The organism is Thermomonospora umbrina (assembly GCF_003386555.1).
Classification (GTDB): Bacteria; Actinomycetota; Actinomycetes; order Streptosporangiales; family Streptosporangiaceae; genus Thermomonospora; species Thermomonospora umbrina.
On sequence record NZ_QTTT01000001.1, the window covers coordinates 2,914,135 to 2,933,303 of the forward strand.

The following is a 19,169-nucleotide window of genomic DNA, read 5'->3' on the forward strand; positions in this document are numbered from 1 at the left end:
CACGGGAAACCTCGCCTCGCCGACGTTCACTCACGCACCGGCCCCCGCCCGGAAGCCGCAGGCTTCCTGACGGGGGCCGTCGCACGTCAGTCGAAGGGCCAGTCCCAGCCGTCGCCGGGGGGCTCCTCGCCACCGGGGTCGCGGCCCTTGCCGCGGCTCACGTAGACGATGACCTTACTGCCCGGGTCGACCTCCGAGCCCGGACCCGGCGAGGTGCCCGCCACCATCCCCCGGGCTTGGTCGGACGGGACCGGACGCGGCGCCAGCTCGGCCGTGAGGCCGGCCCGGCGCAGGGCCGCCATGGCCTGGGGCACCGGGCGTCCCCTGACGTCCGGCACGGTGCTGAAGTCGCCGAAGTCGCCGACCGGGGCGGTGAACGACGGGGCGGGCTCGCCCAGCAGCGCGTTGCGCATGCTGTTGGCCCAGATCGGCGCGGGGATCGTGGCTCCGTAGACGCCGTACACCGGGTACCTGGTGGGGCCCCGGAAGTCCCAATAGGCCACGGCGGAGGCCAGGTTGGGGGTGTGCCCGGCGAAGACGGCGCAACTGAAGTTCTCACACGTGCCGGTCTTGCCCGCCGACGGACGGCCGATGCCGCCGATGTTCTTGGCGGTGCCCCGGGTCAGCACACCCTTGAGGATCTCGTTGACCTGGTCGGCGATGTTCTGATCGAGGACCTGCTTGCACGCCTTCTTGGGGAGCTTGAGCTTCTTGCCGTCCGGGGCCACGACCTCGGTGACGGCCACCGGGTCGCAGTACCTGCCGCGCGCCCCGAAGCCCGCGTACGCCGCCGCCAGGCTCACCATGTCGATCTCGTTCGCGCCGAGCACCTGGGAGGGGACCTGCTGGAGGGGCTTGCCGTCGCCGCGCCTCATCCCGAACTTCTCGGCCATCTTGACCGAGTCGCACAGACCCACGCGCTGCTGCAGGTACGCGTAGAAGGTGTTGACCGACAGCCAGGTGCCGTTCTTGAGGTTGTACGGGCCGTTCTCGGCGGGGTCGGCGTTGCCCACGTTCCAGCCGGTGTACGTCGCGCCCTTGCAGTCGGTGAACGGGCTCACGATCGTGCGGCTCGGCGAGTGGATGCTCGTCCGGATCGGGATGCCCTCCTCGAGCGCCGCGGCCAGCGTGAACGTCTTGAACGTCGAGCCCGCCGAGACCCCGACGCCGCCGCCGTGCTGGGCGTTGGCGGCCAGGTTCAGGTTGATCCTGCCCTTGCCGACGCCGAACCGCTTGCTGCTCCCCATGGCCCTGATGTGGCCCGTGCCGGGCTCGACCATGGCCTCCGCGGCGACCCGGTTGCTGAGCGGCGAGACGTACGAGCGCAGCGCCTTGTCGAGCGCGTTCTGGGCCTTCATGCTGAGCGTGGTGCGGATGACGTAGCCGCCGCGCTTGAGGCGGTTGGCGATCTCCTCCTGGCGCTCCTTGGACAGGCTCCAGTACTTGCCGTTCGAGAGGACCTGGTACATCTCGTACCGGACGTACTCGCAGAAGAACGGCGCCTTGCTGGTCTCACAGCCGCCGATGGGCTTGTCCTCGTTCAGCTCGATCGGCTGGGCGGCGGCCGCGTCGGCCTGCGCCTTGGTGATCGTCCCCAGCTCGGCCATCCGGTAGAGCACGACGTCGCGCCGCTGCCGCGCCGCCTTCGGGTGCAGCACCGGGTCGTACGCGGTGGGGTTCTGCGTGATGCCGGCCAGCAGCGCGGCCTGCGGCAGCGAGAGCTTGGCCGCCGGCCTGCTGAACCAGCGCTTGGCCGCGGCCTGGACGCCGTACGCCCCGCCGCCGAAGTAGGCGATGTTGAGGTAGCCCTCCAAGATCTGGTTCTTGGACATCGTCTCTTCGAGACGCAGGGCGTATCGCAGCTCGCGGATCTTCCGCCCGATGGTCGGCGCGGTGACCTCGTCGTACTCCTCGTCGGTCTTGGCGTTCTCGACCAGCAGGTTCTTCACGTACTGCTGGGTGAGGGTCGACCCGCCCTGCCGTCCGCCGTCGCTCTGCGCGTTGGAGGCCAGCGCGCGCAGGGTGCCCTTGAGGTCCAGCGCGCCGTGCTCGTAGAAGCGCGAGTCCTCGATGCCGATGACGGCCTTCTGCATGATCGGCGTGACCTTGGCGAGCGGGACCGACTCGCGGTACTTGTCGAAGAACAGGGCGATCTGGTCGCCCTGCGCGTCGTACACCACCGTCTTCTCCGGCGGCGGCGAGGTGTTGAGGTCGTCGTCCATGTTCTGGAAGTCGTTGGCGGCGTCCCGTGCGGTCAGCCCCGCGCTGCCGATCCCGGGCAGCGCGATGAACGCGACGAGGACGCCCGCCACGACACCCGCGCCGATCAGGCGCAGGAGCTGGACGAGCGGGATGCTCCGACCCTCTTTTTGCACAAGCACGAGACCTACGGTACCTGCGTGCGGGAGGTGCCCTCGGGGCAGGTCATGCACGGGCCATGTCGGCACCATGTCGGCCCTGGTGCCTCACGAACCCCTCAAGCGCACCCCTACCGGGCGTAACGGGCCTAGGTTCGCAAGGCTCCCAAACCTCGCAAATCATCCCGCTCGCCCCGTCGCATGCCGTGCACGCCGGCCCTTACCGGACAGGCCCTCTGGCCGCTTCCCACAGGGCCTCCGGCGGCCTCGGGCCCTCTACCACAGGGCGGTGACTAGTCCGATCCGGCGGAATGGCCCGGGCGGGCTATATCGAGAATGGGCCCTCCGGGGACTGTTGAAACCTTGCCTACTTCCGTAAGTTCTTCCCCACGGCTTTCGTTTGGCGGCCTGACGTCCGCGCCCGTCCGGCCATGGAGCGCATTCGACACAGACCCTAGGGGAGTGGGGCCAAGATGTGGATCACGGATTGGACCGCCCGCGCCGCCTGCCGTAACGCGGATCCGGACGCCTTGTTCGTGCAGGGCGCGGCCCAGAACCGGGCAAAGCTCATCTGCCGAGGATGCCCGGTGCGAACCGAGTGCCTGGCGGACGCGCTGGACAACAAGATCGAATTCGGCGTCTGGGGCGGCATGACCGAACGCGAGCGCCGTGCCCTGCTTCGTCGCCGGCCGGACGTGTCCTCGTGGCGCGACCTGCTGGAGACGGCCAAGGAGGAGTACGAGCGTTCCACCGACGACCAGGGCGAACTGGTCGCCAGCTAGCGACCCGTCCACCGGCCGCACCGCGGCCGGTACGCCCGAACCGGTCAGGCGGCACGGACGACCTCGCCCCGGCCACGCACGAGCCCACCCTCAGCCCGTGCCGGCCACCGCGAGGCGACATGGCACTGACGGCATGGGACGCCCGCACCCACCACCCGGCGGCCGTCCCATGTCGTCAACCTTCCTTTCGGGGCCCTGACACACCGCGCCCCCATCGCCCTTCTCCACCATCACGGGCCCCCTGACGCCGAACTCGCCTTTTCCGGCCCACTCGGCACTGGCAGCGCGGCCCCTCCGGACGCCCCACTCGGCACTCATCGCAACGCGGTTCGCGCCGACACCCACTTCGAGGGCCCCGCCGCCGACGCCGCAACCGCGTCACGACACACCCCGCCTCCACCTCGCTTCGGGGATCTCCGCCGACGACGACGCAACGCGCCACGACGAACCCCCGCGCCGCCACCCCACATCGAGGGCCTCAACCGACGACGACGCAAGGCGTCACGACGCATCCCCGCGCGCCACCCCGCTTCGAGGGTCTCCGGCCGCCGACGATGCAACGCTCACACGCCCCCGCCATCCCCCACCGGACGGCCCTCCCGCCGGCCCCTGCCACGGCATCCCGCTCTCCCCGCACCGGCCCGCCATGGCGCCGTTCCGGCTGTCGCACCCCGTGTCGACACCGCTACGCCCGCTTCCCGTTGCGCCGAACGACTTTGGGAACGGGCCAGGCGTGGCCGAATGTGGCCACGCCATCTCGCACCGTTTAACCCCCGCTCAACACGCCCTTCACCACAGAGGCAGCCGGACCGGTCAATTCCGACCGCCCCACGAGGTTTGCCGCCAAAACCCACCGATCATCACCCGACATCCTCGCCCCGGACACACCGGCCCCCCGACCACATCCCCGCGCCACCTCGCACCCGCCGCCCCGCATCACCACCCGTCGACCACCACTGCCACCCGGCGACGAGCCGCACCTCAAATCACCCCGGCGCCGACCCGCGACGCGCCACCCAACCCGTCACCGCACCTCACGCCCAGCACCACGGCGACACGTCACGCCACCCGGTGTCGAGCCGGCCCGCACCTCACATCCGCCCCAGCGAGCCGCAACACGCCACCCAGCCGCTCACGAAGCGAATCCCGCGCCCCACGCCCAGCCACGCACCTCGCGCCCAGCCACGCGGCGACCCGCCACGCCACCGTCGACGAGCCGGGCCACTCCTTTTCGTCACCCTGGCACCCCACGTGACGCGCCGCCCAGCCCCCACCGCGCCCCACGCCCAACGCCACGCGAAGACCCGCCACGCCACCCGCACCTCGCGTCGCTGGCTGCCGAGTCGCGATGCGCCACTCCGCTGTCGAGGAGTCGGACCGCGCCTCTCATCTCCCCAGTTCCACGCCGCGATGCGCCACTTCGCCCGTCGAGCGGCCTCGCACCTCATATAGGCCGGCACCACACCCCGACATGCCACACCGCCCGTTGGTGAGTCGGGCCGCAACCTCACGTCTCCCCATCGGGGAGCCGAATCGGTGGCCCGGTGTGTGCGGTAGGTGGGGGACGTCGGCCGCGCCGGTGCTCGGTTGCCCAGGTGGCGCGCCGGTAGGGCTGCTTCGGCGGGGTTCGGTCAGGCGGGTTTGGTGGTCGGGTGGGGCTTGTTCTCGGCCAGGTCGGCGCCGACCTGGCGGAGGCCGTCGAGGTCGTGGACGTCCTCCGCCTGGGCGGGGACGGTGGCGACCGGGACGTTCGGGTGGGCGGAGGTGAAGTGTTCGCGGAGGCGGTCCTCGCGGGCGGCCAATTGGCGGCGGTCGGCGTGGAGGCGGAGGAGGGCGGCCGTCAGGGGGTGCTCGCCTCGTTCGTCCAGGGTTTCGGCGGCGGCCTGGCTGCGGGCGGCGGTCGGTGTGCCGGGGGCGACGGTGTGGACGCGGTTGACGACGAGGCCGGCCAGGGGCATGCGCTCCTGGGCGAGACGTTCGACGAAGTAGGAGGCCTCGCGCAGGGCGTCCGCCTCGGGGGCGGCCACCACCAGGAACGCGGTGCCGGGGGTCTGGAGCAGGCGGAACGTCTTTTCCGCCCGTTCGCGGAAGCCGCCGAACATGGTCTCGAAGGCCGCCACGAAGGTCTGTACGTCCCGGAGGAGCTGAACGCCGATGACCTTGTTGAGGACACCGGTGAACACCCCGAACCCGGCGGTCAGGACCTTCACCCCCAGTCGGCCCCCCGTCTTGGCCGGAGTCGCCAGGAGCTTCATGAAGCGGCCGTCCAGGAAGCGGCCCATCCGTTCCGGGGCGTCCAGGAAGTCCAGGGCGTTCCGGGAGGGCGGGGTGTCGACGATGATCAGGTCCCAGGCGCCGGAGCGGTGGAGCTGGCCCAGCTTCTCCATCGCCATGTACTCCTGCGTCCCCGACAGGCTGGACGACAGCGACTGGTAGAACGGGTTGGCCAGGATCTGGCGGGCCCGGTCCGGGTCGGAGTGCGCCTCCACGATCTCGTCGAAGGTGCGCTTCATGTCGAGCATCATGGCGTGCAGCTCGCCGTCGCCGCCGACGCCGTCGATCCGGCGGGGGCTGTTGTCGAGCTCGCTGAGGCCCATCGACTGCGCCAGCCGCCGGGCCGGGTCGACCGTCAGCACGACCACGTCCCGGCCCCGTTCGGCGGCCCGTACGCCCAGCGCGGCGGCGGTGGTGGTCTTGCCGACGCCGCCGGAGCCACAGCAGACGATGATCTTCGTACGGGGGTCGTCGATCAGCGCGTCGACGTCCAGCACCGGCGGGACCCTGTGGGCGCTCATGGTCAGGCCGCTCCCTGCTCGCGAAGTGCCGCGGCCAACTCGTACAACCCGCCCAGGTCCATCCCGTCCGGCAGCAGCGGCAGCACGTAGCGCGGCTGGGACAGGGTCGACAGGCGTTCGGTCTCGCGGCCCTGCAACGCGGTGCGGCGGGCGTGCGCGACGGCTTCGGCGGCCAGCACCGCGGCGGTCTCCTCCGCGTCGTGCTCCAGCCCGGACGCCTTGAGCCCGCGCACGACACCCTCGACGTCCAGTGTCCCGGCGGTCGCGGCGGCGAGGTCGTCGGCGGCCAGCATGGGCGGATGCTCCATGTTGACCACGACGCCGCCGATGGGGAGCCCGACCTCGGTGAGATCGCGGATGCCGTCCAGCGTCTCCTGGACCGGCATCTCCTCCAGCAGGGTGACGAAATGGACGGCCGTCTCGGGGCTGCGCACGACCCGCATCACCGTGTCGGCGTGGTTGCGGATGGGCCCCATCTTCGCCAGGCCGGAGATCTCCTCGTTGACGTTCAGGAACTTGGTGATGCGCCCGGTCGGCGGGGCGTCCATCACGACGGCGTCGTAGACGAACGAGCCGTCCTTGTTCCTGCGGCGCACGGCCTCGCTGGTCTTGCCGGTGAGGATCACGTCGCGGAGCCCGGGCGCGATGGTGGTCACGAAGTCGACGACACCCAGCCGGGTCATCGCCTTACCGGCGCGCTTGAGGCTGTAGAACATCTCCAGGTACTCGATGAGCGCTTCTTCGGTGTCCACCGCGAGCGCGCAGACCTCCCCGCCGTCCGGCGCGATGGCCACCTTCCGTTCCTCGTACGGCAACGGCGGACGGTCGAACAGTTGGGCGATCCCCTGGCGTCCCTCCACCTCCACCAGAAGCACCCTGCGCCCGCCCGTGGCCAGCGCCAACGCGAGCGCGGCCGCCACGGTGGTCTTGCCGGCGCCACCCTTCCCCGTGACCACGTGCAGCCGCACGCCGTCCCAATCGGTGTCTCTCGCGCTCACTCGACTCACAATATCGTTCGCACGGCAAGGACTTCCTTTCGCACCCCGCCCCCTTGCAAGCGCTCCCTGACATGGGCTTCGCCTCGGCCCCGTCGCCTCCTTCCACCCGTGCCCGTGCCTGCCGGAGCCACGCCGACTCCCGTACCTCCCTGCCTACCTCCGGCGGCCGCTCACCGCCACCGTCTCTACCGACCGTTCCGCGTGGGGACGTCCGGGAGGCGCCGGTGGCGAGGCATCGTTCGATGGCGTCCTTCGCCTAGGGCGGATGGTCGGGTGTCTACGGCGGGGGTCGTCAAGGTGGGAACGGGGTCCGCATGATCACGACGACGTCCCGTTTCCCGCACATGCGTGCGACCAGACGCCAGGTCGTCCGGGGGCAGGTTCCCGTGGAGCTGCCGGCGGTGATCCCGATCGGTTCGCGCAGGTGGGCCGGCGCGCCCAGGGGTGCGGCGTGCGGAACGGCGTTCGGTCTGGCGGGTGGCGCGGTGCATCTACCCCGCGCCCACGGCTGCGGCGTCCGGAACGGGAAGGATCTGGGTCGATCGCGCGCAGATCCGCGTAGCCGCTCGGCGCGTTCTCCTGATCGCCGTGTCTCCCAGAGCGCCTGCCGTTCGCGGGCGCGATCTGAACGGCGCCGACCACAGACGACCGCCCGGGCCCGATCAGGCTCGGATCAGGAGTTGTCGATCTCGCGGATGATCTGTCCGCCCAGCTCACGCTGGATGAGCGCCATGCCGCTGATCTCGGCCTCGGTACCGTCGGCGTCGGCGTCGCCCTCCGGGTCGACCTCGTCGCTCTCATCGATGGGACCGCTCGGTTCGGGTGGGAGAGGAACGTCCTCCGGAGGTGGGGGCGGAGGGTCCTGCAGCGGTCGGGCGGAAGGCTGGGACGGCGCGGGTCGAGGAGCCACGGGCGCGGTCTGGGCACTCGGAGCCGCCGGCGCGTTGGAGTACTGCGGCGGCGCGGTCGGAGCCGGAGCCGGAGCCGGGGCCGGGCTGGGCGACGGCGCGGGCACCACGGGTCTGGCCGAGGGCATGGCACTGGCCAGGACGGTGTCGATCCGCCAGTCCACGCCGAGGTACTCCTTGAAGACCTCGCGCAGCACCGCGTCGCGGCCCCCGTTGGTGAAGTTGGTGCGCGCTCCTTCGGCCTCGAACGAGAGCGTCAGGAGGTTGCCGTCGAGGGTGACCGGCTGGACACCGGACATGATGGCCATCCACGCGACCCGGCTCCTGTGCTTCACGGCCTCGACGATGTCCGGCCAGGACCTCCGTAGGGCCTGCACATCCGGACCACCGCCTCCACCGGCCTGCGGAGCCGCCCCAGCGGAGCCGGCATTCTGCGCGCCCGACCCTCCGGGGCCGCCACCCTGCCCGCCCGAGCCCCCGGGAACGGCACCCTGCCCGGCTGACCTCCCGGGAACGGCACCCCGCGCGGCCGACTCAGGAGCGGCATGCTGCCCGCCCGAGCCCCCGGGAACGGCATTCTGCCCGGCTGACCCGCCCGGGACGGCGCCCTGCCCATCTGACCCGCCGGGGACGGCGCCGTGCCCGACCGAGGCCCCTGAACCGGTGTCCTGCCCGGCTGATCCCTCGAGGACGGCGCCCTGCCCGACCGAGCCCTGGGAAACGGCACCCGGCCCGCCGGGGCCGGCGTTCCGCGCGGCCGTCCCGGGCCCCTGCATGTCAGGCCCGCCGGAAGCCGCGCTCAGCGTGCCTGGTCCGGCGCCCTGCACGTCGGGCCCGCCGGCGCCGGTGCTCGCGTCTCCCGAAGCCCCGATCCGCGGCGCTCCCGGCACGCTCGTTGACGGCCATACGCCGCCGGTGCCCTGTCCAGAGGCCATGGACGACGAGTCGGAGGATGCCGGTGAGGACGTCACGTTCGCACCCTGCCGGTTATCCACAGAACGACGTTCCGCTTCCGGCCCCGCACCATCGCTTCGCACACTGGAACCGGTGTCGCTCCCAGGCCCCGACACAGCACCGGACGGGGTCTGAGCGCCACCCGCAACCCGACCCTGCGATCCGCCACCTTGGCCGGTCGCCCCGGAAGGAGCAGAACGTGCGGAGTCTCCTGAGGCACCTGTGGACGAGGCATCAGGCCGCCCGGCCCCCTGATACCCCTGCTGGGGCATCCCCTGATCCACCGGCTGAGGCGCCCCCTGCCCCGCCCCATGACTCATCCGCTGAGGCGCACTTTGGCCCGCCCGAAAGTCCATCCCCTGGGGCCCGCCTGAGCCCGCCCCAGGGTCCCTCCCCTGAGACGCACCTGGGCCCGCCCCAGGGTTCCTCGCCTGGGACCCACCTCGGCCCGCCCCAAGGTCCATTCCCTGAGACACACTTGGGCCGGCCCCATGACTCATCCGCTGAGGCGACCCGTGGCTCGCGCCCTGCGACACACCGGGCGGCAGGCTCCCCGGCACGGCACCGGCCGACGGGGCACCGCCTGCGAAGGCGTCCGCGCCGCCGCCCATGGCGGCGCGGCGTTCAAGGCGTTCCAGGCGCGCCATCATCGACACCTCGTCCTGGTACGCCGCCGGCAGCAGGATCCGGGCGCACACCAGCTCTAGCAGCAGCCTCGGCGAGGTCGCCCCGCGCATCTCCGTCAACCCCGTGTGCAGCAGATCCGCCGCCCGGGCCAGCTCCGCCGAGCCCAGCCCGGTCACCTGTCGCCGCATGCGCTCAAGCTCGTCCGCCGGTACGTCCAACAGCCCGGAGGAGCCGGCGTCCGGGACGTTCGAAAGGATCAGCAGGTCACGGACCCGCTCCAGCAGGTCGGCGGCGAACCGGCGGGGGTCCTGGCCGCTCTCGACCACCCGGTCGACCGCGGCGAAGACCGCGGCCCCGTCCCGAGCCGCGAACGCGTCCACCACCTCGTCGAGCAGGGAGGCATCGGTGTAGCCCAGCAGTGACACGGCCCGCGCGTGGGTGATCCCGGCGTCGTCGGCGCCCGCCAGCAACTGGTCCAGGATCGACAGCGTATCCCGTGCCGATCCGGCTCCGGCCCGGACCACCAAGGGCAGCGCGGCGGGCTCGTAGGTAACGTTCTCGGACCGGAGGATCTCCTCCACCAGTTCCCTCAGCGTGCCCGGCGGCACCAGGCGGAACGGGTAGTGGTGGGTCCTCGACCGGATCGTGCCGATGACCTTCTCGGGCTCCGTCGTCGCGAAGACGAACTTCAGGTGCGGAGGCGGTTCCTCGACGAGCTTCAGCAGCGCGTTGAAGCCCTCGCGGCTGACCATGTGCGCCTCGTCGATGATGTACACCTTGAAGCGGGCGGACACCGGGGCGAAGAAGGCCCGCTCCCGCAGGTCCCGCGCGTCATCGACGCCACCGTGCGAGGCCGCGTCGATCTCGATCACGTCGATGTGGCCGTTGCCGCCGGGTCCCAGGGCCGTGCACGAGTCGCACTTGCCGCAGGGCTCCGGCGTGGGACCCAGCTCGCAATTCAGCGATCTGGCCAGAATCCGGGCGCTGGAGGTCTTGCCGCAGCCTCGCGGCCCGCTGAACAGGTACGCGTGATTGATGCGGCCGTTGCGCAGTGCCTGCTGGAGGGGCTCGGCGACGTGCTCCTGCCCCTTGAGCTCGGCGAACGTCGCTGGCCGGTACTTTCGGTACAGAGCCAGACTCATTGGGGGTCCGTCCAGTGGAAGCGAAAGGACCCCCCGCACACCCGCCAGAGCCCGCTTATCCTTGCTGCCTTCCGGCCCTGGGGAGGTTCACAGGATGACGCCATGCGAGGGGTCGCCTCCGAGTCTATGACATCCCGAACCCGCTCGAGCACGACTCCCGCACACCCCGGCTACGATCCCCCTCCATGCGCGAGATCTTCCACATCGCCGACCGCGCCACCTGGGACTCCGTCCAAGCCCAGGGCGGCCCGTACACGATGTCGACCCGAGACCGCACCCTCGCCGACGAGGGCTTCATCCACTGCACCGCCACCGAATCCCAGACCACCGGCGTCCTGCACCGGTTCTACAACGACGTACCGCCCGACTCCCTCGTCCTCTTGGTGATCGCCCCCGACCACCTGGACGTCCGAGATGAAGAGGCCGACGGCGACACCTTCCCCCACATCTACGACCCCCTCCCCCTCACCGCCGTGACCGAGGTCAGACCCATACCCACCGTCTCCGCACACACCACCCACCATCCCCAGACCCCATAGACGCCCCAGACCCCATAGACGCCCCAGACCCCGTAGCAGCCCCAGGCCCCGTAGTCGCCAACACTCAGCCTCTGGTCAGGAAGGCGAACGCCCCCTTGACCGGGTGAGGACGTCGGTCGGCACTTTCGCACCCCACGCACCGCATCGCCGTCAGGACGATGGCGCCGCCGACGAGTTGGGGGTCGGTGAGCCGCTCGCCCAGCGCGGCCCAGGCGTCGGGGACGAGGGCGGGCGCGAGGACGAGGGCGGGCGCGAAGGCGGCGCGCTGGGCGATGAACGTACCGGTCGACCGCCCGGCGAACATCACCCCCACGCCGTGTGACGAGACGGCCACAACCCCGTCCACGACCCACACGTCGAGGACACCGCCCCCTCCGAACACCAGATCAACGAACCTCGGCCAAGGCGCGAAAACCAGCCCACAGCAAGCCACGACACCCGGACACCATGACTCCAAGGATCTCCAGGACCAGACAAGCCCCAGGCCGCCTGACCGCCACAACCGGCGGACGGTGCGCCCGCCCGGCAATTGATGTCAGGTCACCGTCCGGAACCCGGTAGGCTTCTCTGCGGAGGATTCGCCTAGTGGCCTAGGGCGCACGCTTGGAAAGCGTGTTGGTGGCAACGCCTCAGGAGTTCGAATCTCCTATCCTCCGCTCGCCTGACCAGGCAAGATGACAGCCGGTATCCACTCGGGTACCGGCCTGTTGTCGTACTCCGTCTCATTTCCCGTCTCAGTTCGCCACGCACGCTTGGGATCATGCGCTGTTCACCAACGTTCGCGGAAGTTCGGCATCACTCACGAACGACGACGTCGCCCCCGGTTCCATGAGCGACCCTGTCGGGAATCTGAACAAGATCACTTGCCTTGTCGCCACCACAGGAGCCGGGGTGGCCCGTGGGCGTCGAGGTACTGCTGGAATACGGTCGGTGGGCACGGCCGGTGAGTCGAGTCTTCCGGTTCTTGCTCGCTGAGGTGTTGGATGTTGATCGCGATCGCGGTCAGCACATATTGAACGTGGGACTTGTCCCCAGGCCGTGGTGAACGGCAGCGGCGCATCCGGTGGCAGTTGACGCCCTCGCTGATCGTGCCCTCGATGCCCGAGCGGACCCATGCCGGCGTTTCCACTCTCTGGTGTCCTGGGCGGCACTGTGCCGAGCTTGCAGGTCATGCAGGTGACGGAGCGGGAAGTTGATGGCGCGCTGAGCGGCCTTGCCATGCCGGCGTGGTAGCCGTCGAGCTCGGCTGGATCGAAGGATCTGACCGGTGCCCGGTCGTGCACGGTGAGCTTGCAGGTGCGATCGCAGGCTACGCGCGGACCAGCAGCCACACGTCCAGGAGTTTGCCGTTGGCGTTGACGCGGAACCTGCCCTCGCCGGTCGTGGCCGACTCCGACCGACAGTCCACGCACCGCAGCAACAGCAGGGGCAGTCTGGTCCCGCGAACGACCCAGGGCAGCACGGTACGAGGTGGTGAAGACATGATCTCTCTAGACCTGACACGAGGCCGATTGCGCGCGGCCTCAGACGCTGTATGGACCGGGCGCACATGGGCGGCCCGGCAGAGCCGACGGGAGGGTTGGCTTGAAGGTGAGTGGAAGGTGCCAGGTCAAAGAGCCGGCGGGGTCACGCGGTTCTTGTCCCACGGCCGGCGTCTCCTGAACTCCTGGCTCGCCGCCCCGCTCGCGCCGCCCAGGTACGACGCCCGCTCACCGAACAACTCTTCTTCGCCGACTGACTGGCCACTTCCTGACCTCACCTCATAGGAGGGGTGAGGCTTGGGACGTCCTGTCGTCGAGGGCTGGGCGTAGGTGGGTGTAGGCCCAGCCGGCCAGGGTGGTGGGTGTGGTGGTGAGCAGGTCGCGTGGCTGTTCAGGGAGCAGGTCGCGTGATCCGGCGGTCATGCCGACGATGCCCTCGATCGCGGTCGGGTCCAGGCCGGCCGAACGCAGCCCGTCGCGGACCTGGTCGTCGGTGACGACCTGGAGGCGGATCGGACGGTCCAGTGCCCGGGTGAGGATGTCGGCGACCTGGGTGAAGGTGAGGTCTTCGGGGCCGTGTACGGCCTGCACTACCCGGCCGTGCCAGCCCTCGTTGAGCAGCCGTGCGGCGATCACCTCACCGATGTCGCGGGGGTCGACCCATGGCATCGGCTTGTCCGGCGGCACCGCCGTGGTCAGCATCCCCTGTCGCAGGCCCTCGGCGTCCAACAGCAGATTGGTGAAGAAGTACGCCGCCCGCAGATGCAGCACATCGGCGCCGGTGCCATCCAGCCGCTCCTCGATCCAGGCCAGCCCATCGATATGCCCCACCCCGTGCCGCCGTTCAGCACCGATACTGCTCAACAACACCACCCGCGCCACCTCACCGGCCTGGGCGGCCGCCACCAGGCCCGCGGCGGTGCGCTCGGAGGCGGCGATCGGGTCCGGCGCCAGGTGCGATGTCGGGTCCACCCACAACACCGACCGCATCCCCGCGACCGCTTCCCGCACGAACGTGGCATCGGTCAGATCACCCTGCCACACCTGCACCCGTTCACGCGTCGCCGCATCCAGCCGCGCCGGATCCCGCACCAGCACCCGCGGCCGCACCCCCGCCTGCAGCAACAACCGAACCACCCGCGACCCCACATGCCCGGTCGGAGTAGTGACGGCGATGCCTTCGTGGTTCTCGGTTCGAACGTCCATGGCAGGGACCCTAGAAAGAGCGGACCCGCCTGCAGGAGGGCCGAACGCGTCAAGGGCCGGACCTTACGCGTCAGCGACCCTTCCTACTCTCGTCAGCCGACGTGTGGTGACGGCAACCCTGCCCAGCCCATCGCTGGTGACATGTAGCGTGCTGATCCGGTGACACCTGCAGTGCTTCTTCGATACGGAACCGGTGGCGCCCGGCCGTGCCGGCGGCTGCCTCGCCCTCGGCTCGTAGCCGCGGGTTGGGCAGGGCGATCCCCGCCCCACCGGCGGCGATCACTGCGCCCACGGCCCCGGGCCACCACGCTGGGGGATACTTTCGCCGCGCACAGGATCACCATCAGCCCGGGCGAGACGGTGTTCACCCGGATCCCGCGCGGGCCCAGCTCATCGGCCAGTCCCTTGCTGAAGTGGCTCAGCGCGGCCTTGGAGCTGCCGTACCAGTTCGGGCCCGCGGTCGGCCACCGGGCGACGCCCGTCGAGATGCTGACGACCGCCTCCCGCAGCAGCGCCTCGAGCGCACGGGTGACGCGCATCGTGGCGAAGAAGTTGAGCTCGAACGCCTTCTGCCAGGTCTCGTCCTCGGTGTCGGCAAGCCCGCCGACCGGCAGCCCGGCCAGGCCACCCACCCCGTTGACGAGCAGGTCCACGCCGCCGAGCTCGGACTCGGCGGCATGCCTGACCTTCTCCACGCCCTCGGCGCTGGTCAGGTCGGCCTCCACGGTAAGGGCACCGGTCTCTTTCAACGCGGTCGTCACGGTCCGGTCCGCCCCCAGAACACGTACACCCTCATCGATCAGCGTGCGGACCACCGCGCCCGCGATGCCCCCGCTCGCGGCGGTCACGACGGCGGTCTTCCCGGCGAGTTGCAGATCCATAGCCTCGTCCTCTCAAGCCACGCCCCGGTCGGCGCTTCCCATGCCCGAACGCTAAGGAGCCAGAGGGGACCCCAAGGAGGGCCGAACGCGTCACGAAGAGGACAGAACGCGTCAGGCCTCAGCCGATCGCCGCCGGCGCCGAAAGCGCGAGCTGTCCAGACGGCGTCACAATCGTGGCGAGGTCAGTAGGCCGAGCGTGCGATTCGAGATCGCCGGATGGCTACAGGGCGCGCAACGGGTCCCGCGCATGGTTCGGGGCGCCGCGCGCCGACCCTGAGGGCGACGCCGTCCTGACGCTGGGCTCAGGGAACTCTGGCGTTATTCGTCATAGGTGTCGGGGCCCGTCGAGCAGGGCGGTGAGCGAGTGCGCCTGGTGGCAGGCGAGCCGGCCCATTTCCCTGCCCTGGAAGCGTGCGGCCGGCCGCGGGTCGGGTCGGGATCCGCGCATATAGGCGGCGTCCTGCTATTCGGGTTGGTTGGGGGTTGCGGTGCCGGATTCGTAGGGGGTGGTCACCCCGGCGTAGGCGAGATGGAGCATCATGCCGACCTTGGCGTGGAACAGGTTGTGGCAGTGGTCCATCCACAGGCCGGGATTGTCGGCTTTGAAGGCGACCTCGTAGGTCTCGCCCGGCGCCACGTTCAGGGAGTCGGCCCGCCACGGGCTGCCGGTGATCGGCTGCCCGTTGCGTGTCAGGACCTGAATGTGGTGCCCGTGCAGGTGCATGGGGTGGTGGTCGTAGCTGCGGTTGACGAAGGTCATTTTGATGTTCTCGCCTTCGCGGACCAGCATGTTCGGGATGTGGGGGAAGACGCGGCCGTTGACGCGGTACCGCATCGCCGGCCGTCCATCGAAGAACCCGAAGGAGGAGTCCATGTTCAGGGTGAAGTGCCGGTCGTAGCGGGTTTGCGGGCCGAACGGGGTGGCGGTGGGCGTGCCGTAGGAGGCCGGGTCGAAGACGCCGGTGGCCGTCTCCGCTGGTGCGCGGCCCTGACCGTCCGGGCTGAGGACCAGGACGGGACCGCCGGGGATGGCCGGCCGGAGTTCCACGGGGTGTGCGGGCATGGTGAAGGTCAGGTCGTAACGGCCGCCGCCTGCCATCGGCAAGGTCTTGCCGCGGATCTCGCCGGGGCCGTTCAACTCGCCGCCGTCGATTGCGGCGACCCGGAACGGGCTACCGGCCGGCGTCAGGTCGACGGGGTCGTTGGCGGTGTTGACCAGCCGGAGCCGGACTGGGGTTCCGGGGGCGATCCGGTGCCGCCGGACGCCGTCCGATACACCGAAGACCCGCGCTCCGCCGGTCGCCGCTTCGGTGGCCCACTCGCGGTACAGCACCGCGATGTCGGCCCCTTTGACGGGCGCGGGCTCGACGATCAGGGCTCCGTACAGACCGCGCTGTACCTGCTCCGCCGATTGCTGGTGTGAGTGGTACCAGTAGGTGCCGGCGTCCTCGGCCCGGAACCGGTAGGTCATGCGCTGTCCCGGCGCGACCGCGTTCTGGGTGACGCCGGCGGCTCCGTCGGCGGCATTGGGCACGTCGTAGCCGTGCCAGTGCAGGGTCACCCCGGCCTTGATGTCGGAGTTGACGAGGGTGACCTCGACCAGCTCGTTCTGGCGGACGCGCAGTTCCGGACCCGGTGAGGTTCCGTTGAAGGTCCAGGCGTCGATGGTGCGGCCCGAGTCCAGCCGGATCCTGGCGGTGCGGGCGGTGAGCGTGAAGCGTCGCACCGGCCCTGACAGGTCCTTCTCGGTGAGATCGTCGACGCTTGGACCGGAGGCGGCCCTGGAGCCGGAGGCGGCCGATGGTGCGCCATGCCGATGTCCGGTGGCCATGCCGGGCACGCCGGGACCGCCACCCAGGTCGTAGTCGCCGTGGCCGTTGGCCGAGTGGTGTGCGGGCAGCTTGCTGCTGTCGGCCGACCAGACCGAGCAGCCGGCGATCGCGACCGGCACCGCGATGAGGGCGGCGGCGGCCCGCAACGCCGGCATCACGCGACGCCCTGCCTGGGGCTCGGTGGCGAGAGCGTCGCGCCGTCGGCGTTGCCGGACGATCAGCGCCACCATGGCGACGATCAGCACCGCCCACCACACCACCATGGTCCTGGCCAGGGGCGGGGCGATCCACCACAGATAGAGGCTGACGGCTGTGGTCACTGCGTTGATCTGCACCGGGACGACGAGCCCGGGGTCGGCTGCGGCGCGGCCGCGTTCCATCGTCACAGGTTCGGCAGGGTCACCGCCGACTCTGGCGGTGCGCCACAGACCGGGCAGCCCCTTCACGACAACGGCTGCGAGCGCGGCCAGGATCATCGGGAACTGCACGTACAGCCGGTCGGCCATCACGACCGTCCCGTATGAGCCCAGCGCGCCGGCGATCAGCGCCGCCGTGGCGGCGGTCGGCACGACCGCCAAGAGCGTTACCGTCAGCGCGGCCCACGAGGTGCGCCGCAACCGGCCCAGCGTCCGGGCCTTGCGAAGCCGACCGGTCAACTGACCGGCCAACAGCCACAGCGGCAGGGCCGCAGCGGTCAGCACGGCGCTGATCCAGTACAGGGCGGCAAACATCAGAATTGCTCCTCATCAGGCGGATGCCGGCGGGGGGTACGTCGACCGTGTTCGGCCGGTCCGGCTTCACCCCGCGAGCGGTCCGCGACTGCGATCTGCTCGGCTTCGGTGCGTCGTCATGGGCACTGCGCTCATTGAGATTCGGCCCACGTGGAGCCGTTCGCCGGCGAGGTGCTGCCAGGGCGGTGCTGGAGCGCTGACGCCCAGCCTTCCTGCTGGAGGTAGCCGCTGCTCTTGCGGAGCCAGGACATGTAGTTCCGGGTCGTGAACGCGTCGGTGAAGAGGGCCATCAGCGGTCCTTGCCGCGCGGGCATTTCGCTGCCCGCCGCCCTGGCGACCCGCCTCACGATCTTGGTCCGTGCACGCTCGTAGCCGCGCAGGTCGTCAAGGGAGCGGGTCAGAGCCCAGGCGTCCTCCAGCGCCTGGGTGGACCCCATCGCCATCGCCGGTGGCATCGTGTGCGCCGCGTCCCCCATGAGCGTGGTGGGCCCGCGTCCCCAGACGGCGGGCACGCGGTGGATCTGATGGGGGTAGAAGGTGAGCGTCTCGGCGTCCTGAAGCAGCGTCGGGAACGGCTCGGGCCAGTGACCGAACCGCTCACGCAGCCGATCCGCCAGGCCGGGGGCGCCTTCCCAGAACGGGCTGCCCGGCTTGGCGCGCAGGTCGAACCACCACAGCATCCGTCCGTGCCCGGCCGAGGCCATGCTGCCGAGCGCCCGCCCGTCGGAGACCATCATCGAGCGGCCGCTGTCGGTGAACTCGGTGGGCCGCGTGGTGAACGCCTGCCAGGTGACCCATCCGTTGAGCTTGCTCGGGTTCTCGCCCCGCAACGTCCGCCCGACGACCGACTTGCGTCCGTCGGCGCCGATGAGAACGTCACCGCGCACGGTGGTCCCGTCGGTGAAGGTGATCTCCGCGCGGTCGGGGTCGGCTGCGCGGACCTCATGGCCGTAGTGGACGAGCACGCCATCGGCGATGCGCTCGACGAGCTCGCGCCGCGCGATGTGCAGGGAGGGATTGCCGCCGAAGCGGCGCTCGACGGCGGTGAGGTCGATGGTGGCGAGCCCGCGACCGCGCACCGACCGGCTCTCCATGGCCTCCAGGCGGCGGCCCGCGCCGTCGAGGTCGACTCCGAACCCGCGCAGGATGCCGGTCGACGACGGCCAGATCGAGATCGAGCCACCCTCGGTGCGAAGCTGTGGCGCCGCCTCGTACACCTCGACCTGATGCCCGGCCGTGGTCAGTCCGCGCGCGGCGGTCAGTCCGGCGACACCGGCGCCGACGATGAGTACTCTCATGTTCCTACCCATTTCTGAGACTAGCGGTTTCTGATATTTGGAGTATCACAATTATGGCGCGCGGACGCAAGCCCGATCCCGAAGTGGACGCACGCATCAGGCAGGCCGCGGTGATCTTGCTTGCGAGCAAGGGGACGCGGTTCACCATGGACGAGGTGGCGGCGACCGCCGGGGTGGGCAGGGCCAGCGTCTTCCGCCGCTACCCCACCAAGCGCGACGTGCTGCTCGACGCGCTCGCCTCGGCCCTGGACGCCCAGGTGCCGGAGACCCCCGACACCGGCTCACTGGAGGGCGACCTGACCGTGATCGTCGACCAGACGCTCGCCGGCTGGCACTCACCCGACCTCGCCCGCACGACCAAAGAGATCTTCGGCGAGGCGGGACGTGACCCGGCGGTCGCCGAAGTCATCCGCACCGCCATGCGGGACAAGCGCAAGCGCGACTGGGCGATCTTCGACCGCGCCATCGCCCGGGGCGAGATGCCCGCCGACACCGACCCGTGGCTGCTCGCCGACATGCTCGTCGGCCTGGTCGTCTACCGCGGCCTCATCGACCTACCCCAACCGGAGCCACAACAGATCGTCCAGGCCCTCCTTCACGGCTTCACCCCCTGACCGTCACCACAGTGGGCTCGGTAA

General features: G+C 70.4%; 11 protein-coding genes, 1 tRNA gene, 1 other RNA gene and 2 pseudogenes. 4 read left to right on the forward strand and 11 right to left on the reverse strand.

All coding sequences use genetic code 11. The features are described from left to right. Positions 1-86: 86 nt before the first annotated feature. Positions 87-2,381, reverse strand: a complete 2,295-nt coding sequence (locus DFJ69_RS12915) for a penicillin-binding protein (protein ID WP_170177636.1) — start codon at positions 2,379-2,381, stop codon at positions 87-89. A 449-nt stretch (positions 2,382-2,830) separates the two neighbouring features. Between DFJ69_RS12915 and DFJ69_RS12920 the strand changes: the two genes are divergently transcribed. Next, a complete protein-coding gene (locus DFJ69_RS12920) occupies positions 2,831-3,139 on the forward strand; it encodes a WhiB family transcriptional regulator (RefSeq protein WP_116022709.1) in 309 nt (102 codons plus the stop codon). A gap of 1,631 nt (positions 3,140-4,770) precedes the next feature. On the opposite strand, the gene bagB is transcribed toward DFJ69_RS12920, so the two are convergent. From bagB to ffs, 4 genes and pseudogenes are all read right to left on the reverse strand, one after another. Beyond that, a complete protein-coding gene (gene bagB, locus DFJ69_RS12925; RefSeq protein WP_116022710.1) occupies positions 4,771-5,934 on the reverse strand; it encodes an ATPase BagB in 1,164 nt (387 codons plus the stop codon). A gap of 2 nt (positions 5,935-5,936) precedes the next feature. Next, positions 5,937-6,932, reverse strand: coding sequence for an ATPase BagA (gene bagA, locus DFJ69_RS12930; protein WP_116022711.1), 996 nt, complete (start codon positions 6,930-6,932; stop codon positions 5,937-5,939). A gap of 2,107 nt (positions 6,933-9,039) precedes the next feature. Further along, positions 9,040-10,563 (reverse strand): annotated as a pseudogene (locus DFJ69_RS36465) (DNA polymerase III subunit gamma and tau); the annotation flags it as partial. 21 nt (positions 10,564-10,584) lie between these two features. Beyond that, an RNA gene (ffs, locus tag DFJ69_RS12940) (signal recognition particle sRNA small type) lies at positions 10,585-10,680 on the reverse strand. A 68-nt stretch (positions 10,681-10,748) separates the two neighbouring features. Here ffs and DFJ69_RS12945 point away from each other — a divergent pair. Continuing rightward, positions 10,749-11,102 carry a DUF952 domain-containing protein gene (locus DFJ69_RS12945; RefSeq protein WP_116022712.1) on the forward strand — a complete coding sequence of 118 codons (354 nt, stop codon included), beginning with the start codon at positions 10,749-10,751 and terminating at the stop codon, positions 11,100-11,102. Between the two features lie 64 nt (positions 11,103-11,166). Here the strand turns inward: DFJ69_RS12945 and DFJ69_RS33755 are convergent, their stop codons facing one another. Then, positions 11,167-11,436 (reverse strand): hypothetical protein, encoded by a 270-nt coding sequence (locus DFJ69_RS33755; RefSeq protein ID WP_170177637.1) that lies wholly within the window; start codon positions 11,434-11,436, stop codon positions 11,167-11,169. Between the two features lie 237 nt (positions 11,437-11,673). Here DFJ69_RS33755 and DFJ69_RS12955 point away from each other — a divergent pair. Then, a tRNA-Ser gene (locus tag DFJ69_RS12955) sits at positions 11,674-11,758 on the forward strand. Positions 11,759-12,325: 567 nt separating this feature from the next. Here the strand turns inward: DFJ69_RS12955 and DFJ69_RS12960 are convergent. From DFJ69_RS12960 to DFJ69_RS12980, 5 genes and pseudogenes are all read right to left on the reverse strand, one after another. Further along, a pseudogene (locus DFJ69_RS12960) lies at positions 12,326-12,585 on the reverse strand (DUF1062 domain-containing protein); the annotation flags it as partial. Between the two features lie 277 nt (positions 12,586-12,862). Beyond that, on the reverse strand, positions 12,863-13,789 hold the full coding sequence (locus DFJ69_RS12965; RefSeq protein WP_116022714.1) for an NmrA family NAD(P)-binding protein: 927 nt from the start codon (positions 13,787-13,789) through the stop codon (positions 12,863-12,865). Between the two features lie 92 nt (positions 13,790-13,881). Continuing rightward, positions 13,882-14,637 carry an SDR family NAD(P)-dependent oxidoreductase gene (locus DFJ69_RS12970; RefSeq protein ID WP_170177638.1) on the reverse strand — a complete coding sequence of 252 codons (756 nt, stop codon included), beginning with the start codon at positions 14,635-14,637 and terminating at the stop codon, positions 13,882-13,884. A gap of 496 nt (positions 14,638-15,133) precedes the next feature. Continuing rightward, entirely contained in the window at positions 15,134-17,233 is a 2,100-nt protein-coding gene (locus DFJ69_RS35500) for a multicopper oxidase family protein (RefSeq protein ID WP_116022716.1), read from the reverse strand. Positions 17,234-17,364: 131 nt separating this feature from the next. Continuing rightward, entirely contained in the window at positions 17,365-18,531 is a 1,167-nt protein-coding gene (locus tag DFJ69_RS12980; RefSeq protein ID WP_170177639.1) for an FAD-dependent oxidoreductase, read from the reverse strand. A gap of 53 nt (positions 18,532-18,584) precedes the next feature. On the opposite strand from DFJ69_RS12980, the gene DFJ69_RS12985 reads away from it, so the two are divergent. Beyond that, a complete protein-coding gene (locus DFJ69_RS12985; protein WP_116022718.1) occupies positions 18,585-19,145 on the forward strand; it encodes a TetR/AcrR family transcriptional regulator in 561 nt (186 codons plus the stop codon). Positions 19,146-19,169: the final 24 nt, after the last annotated feature.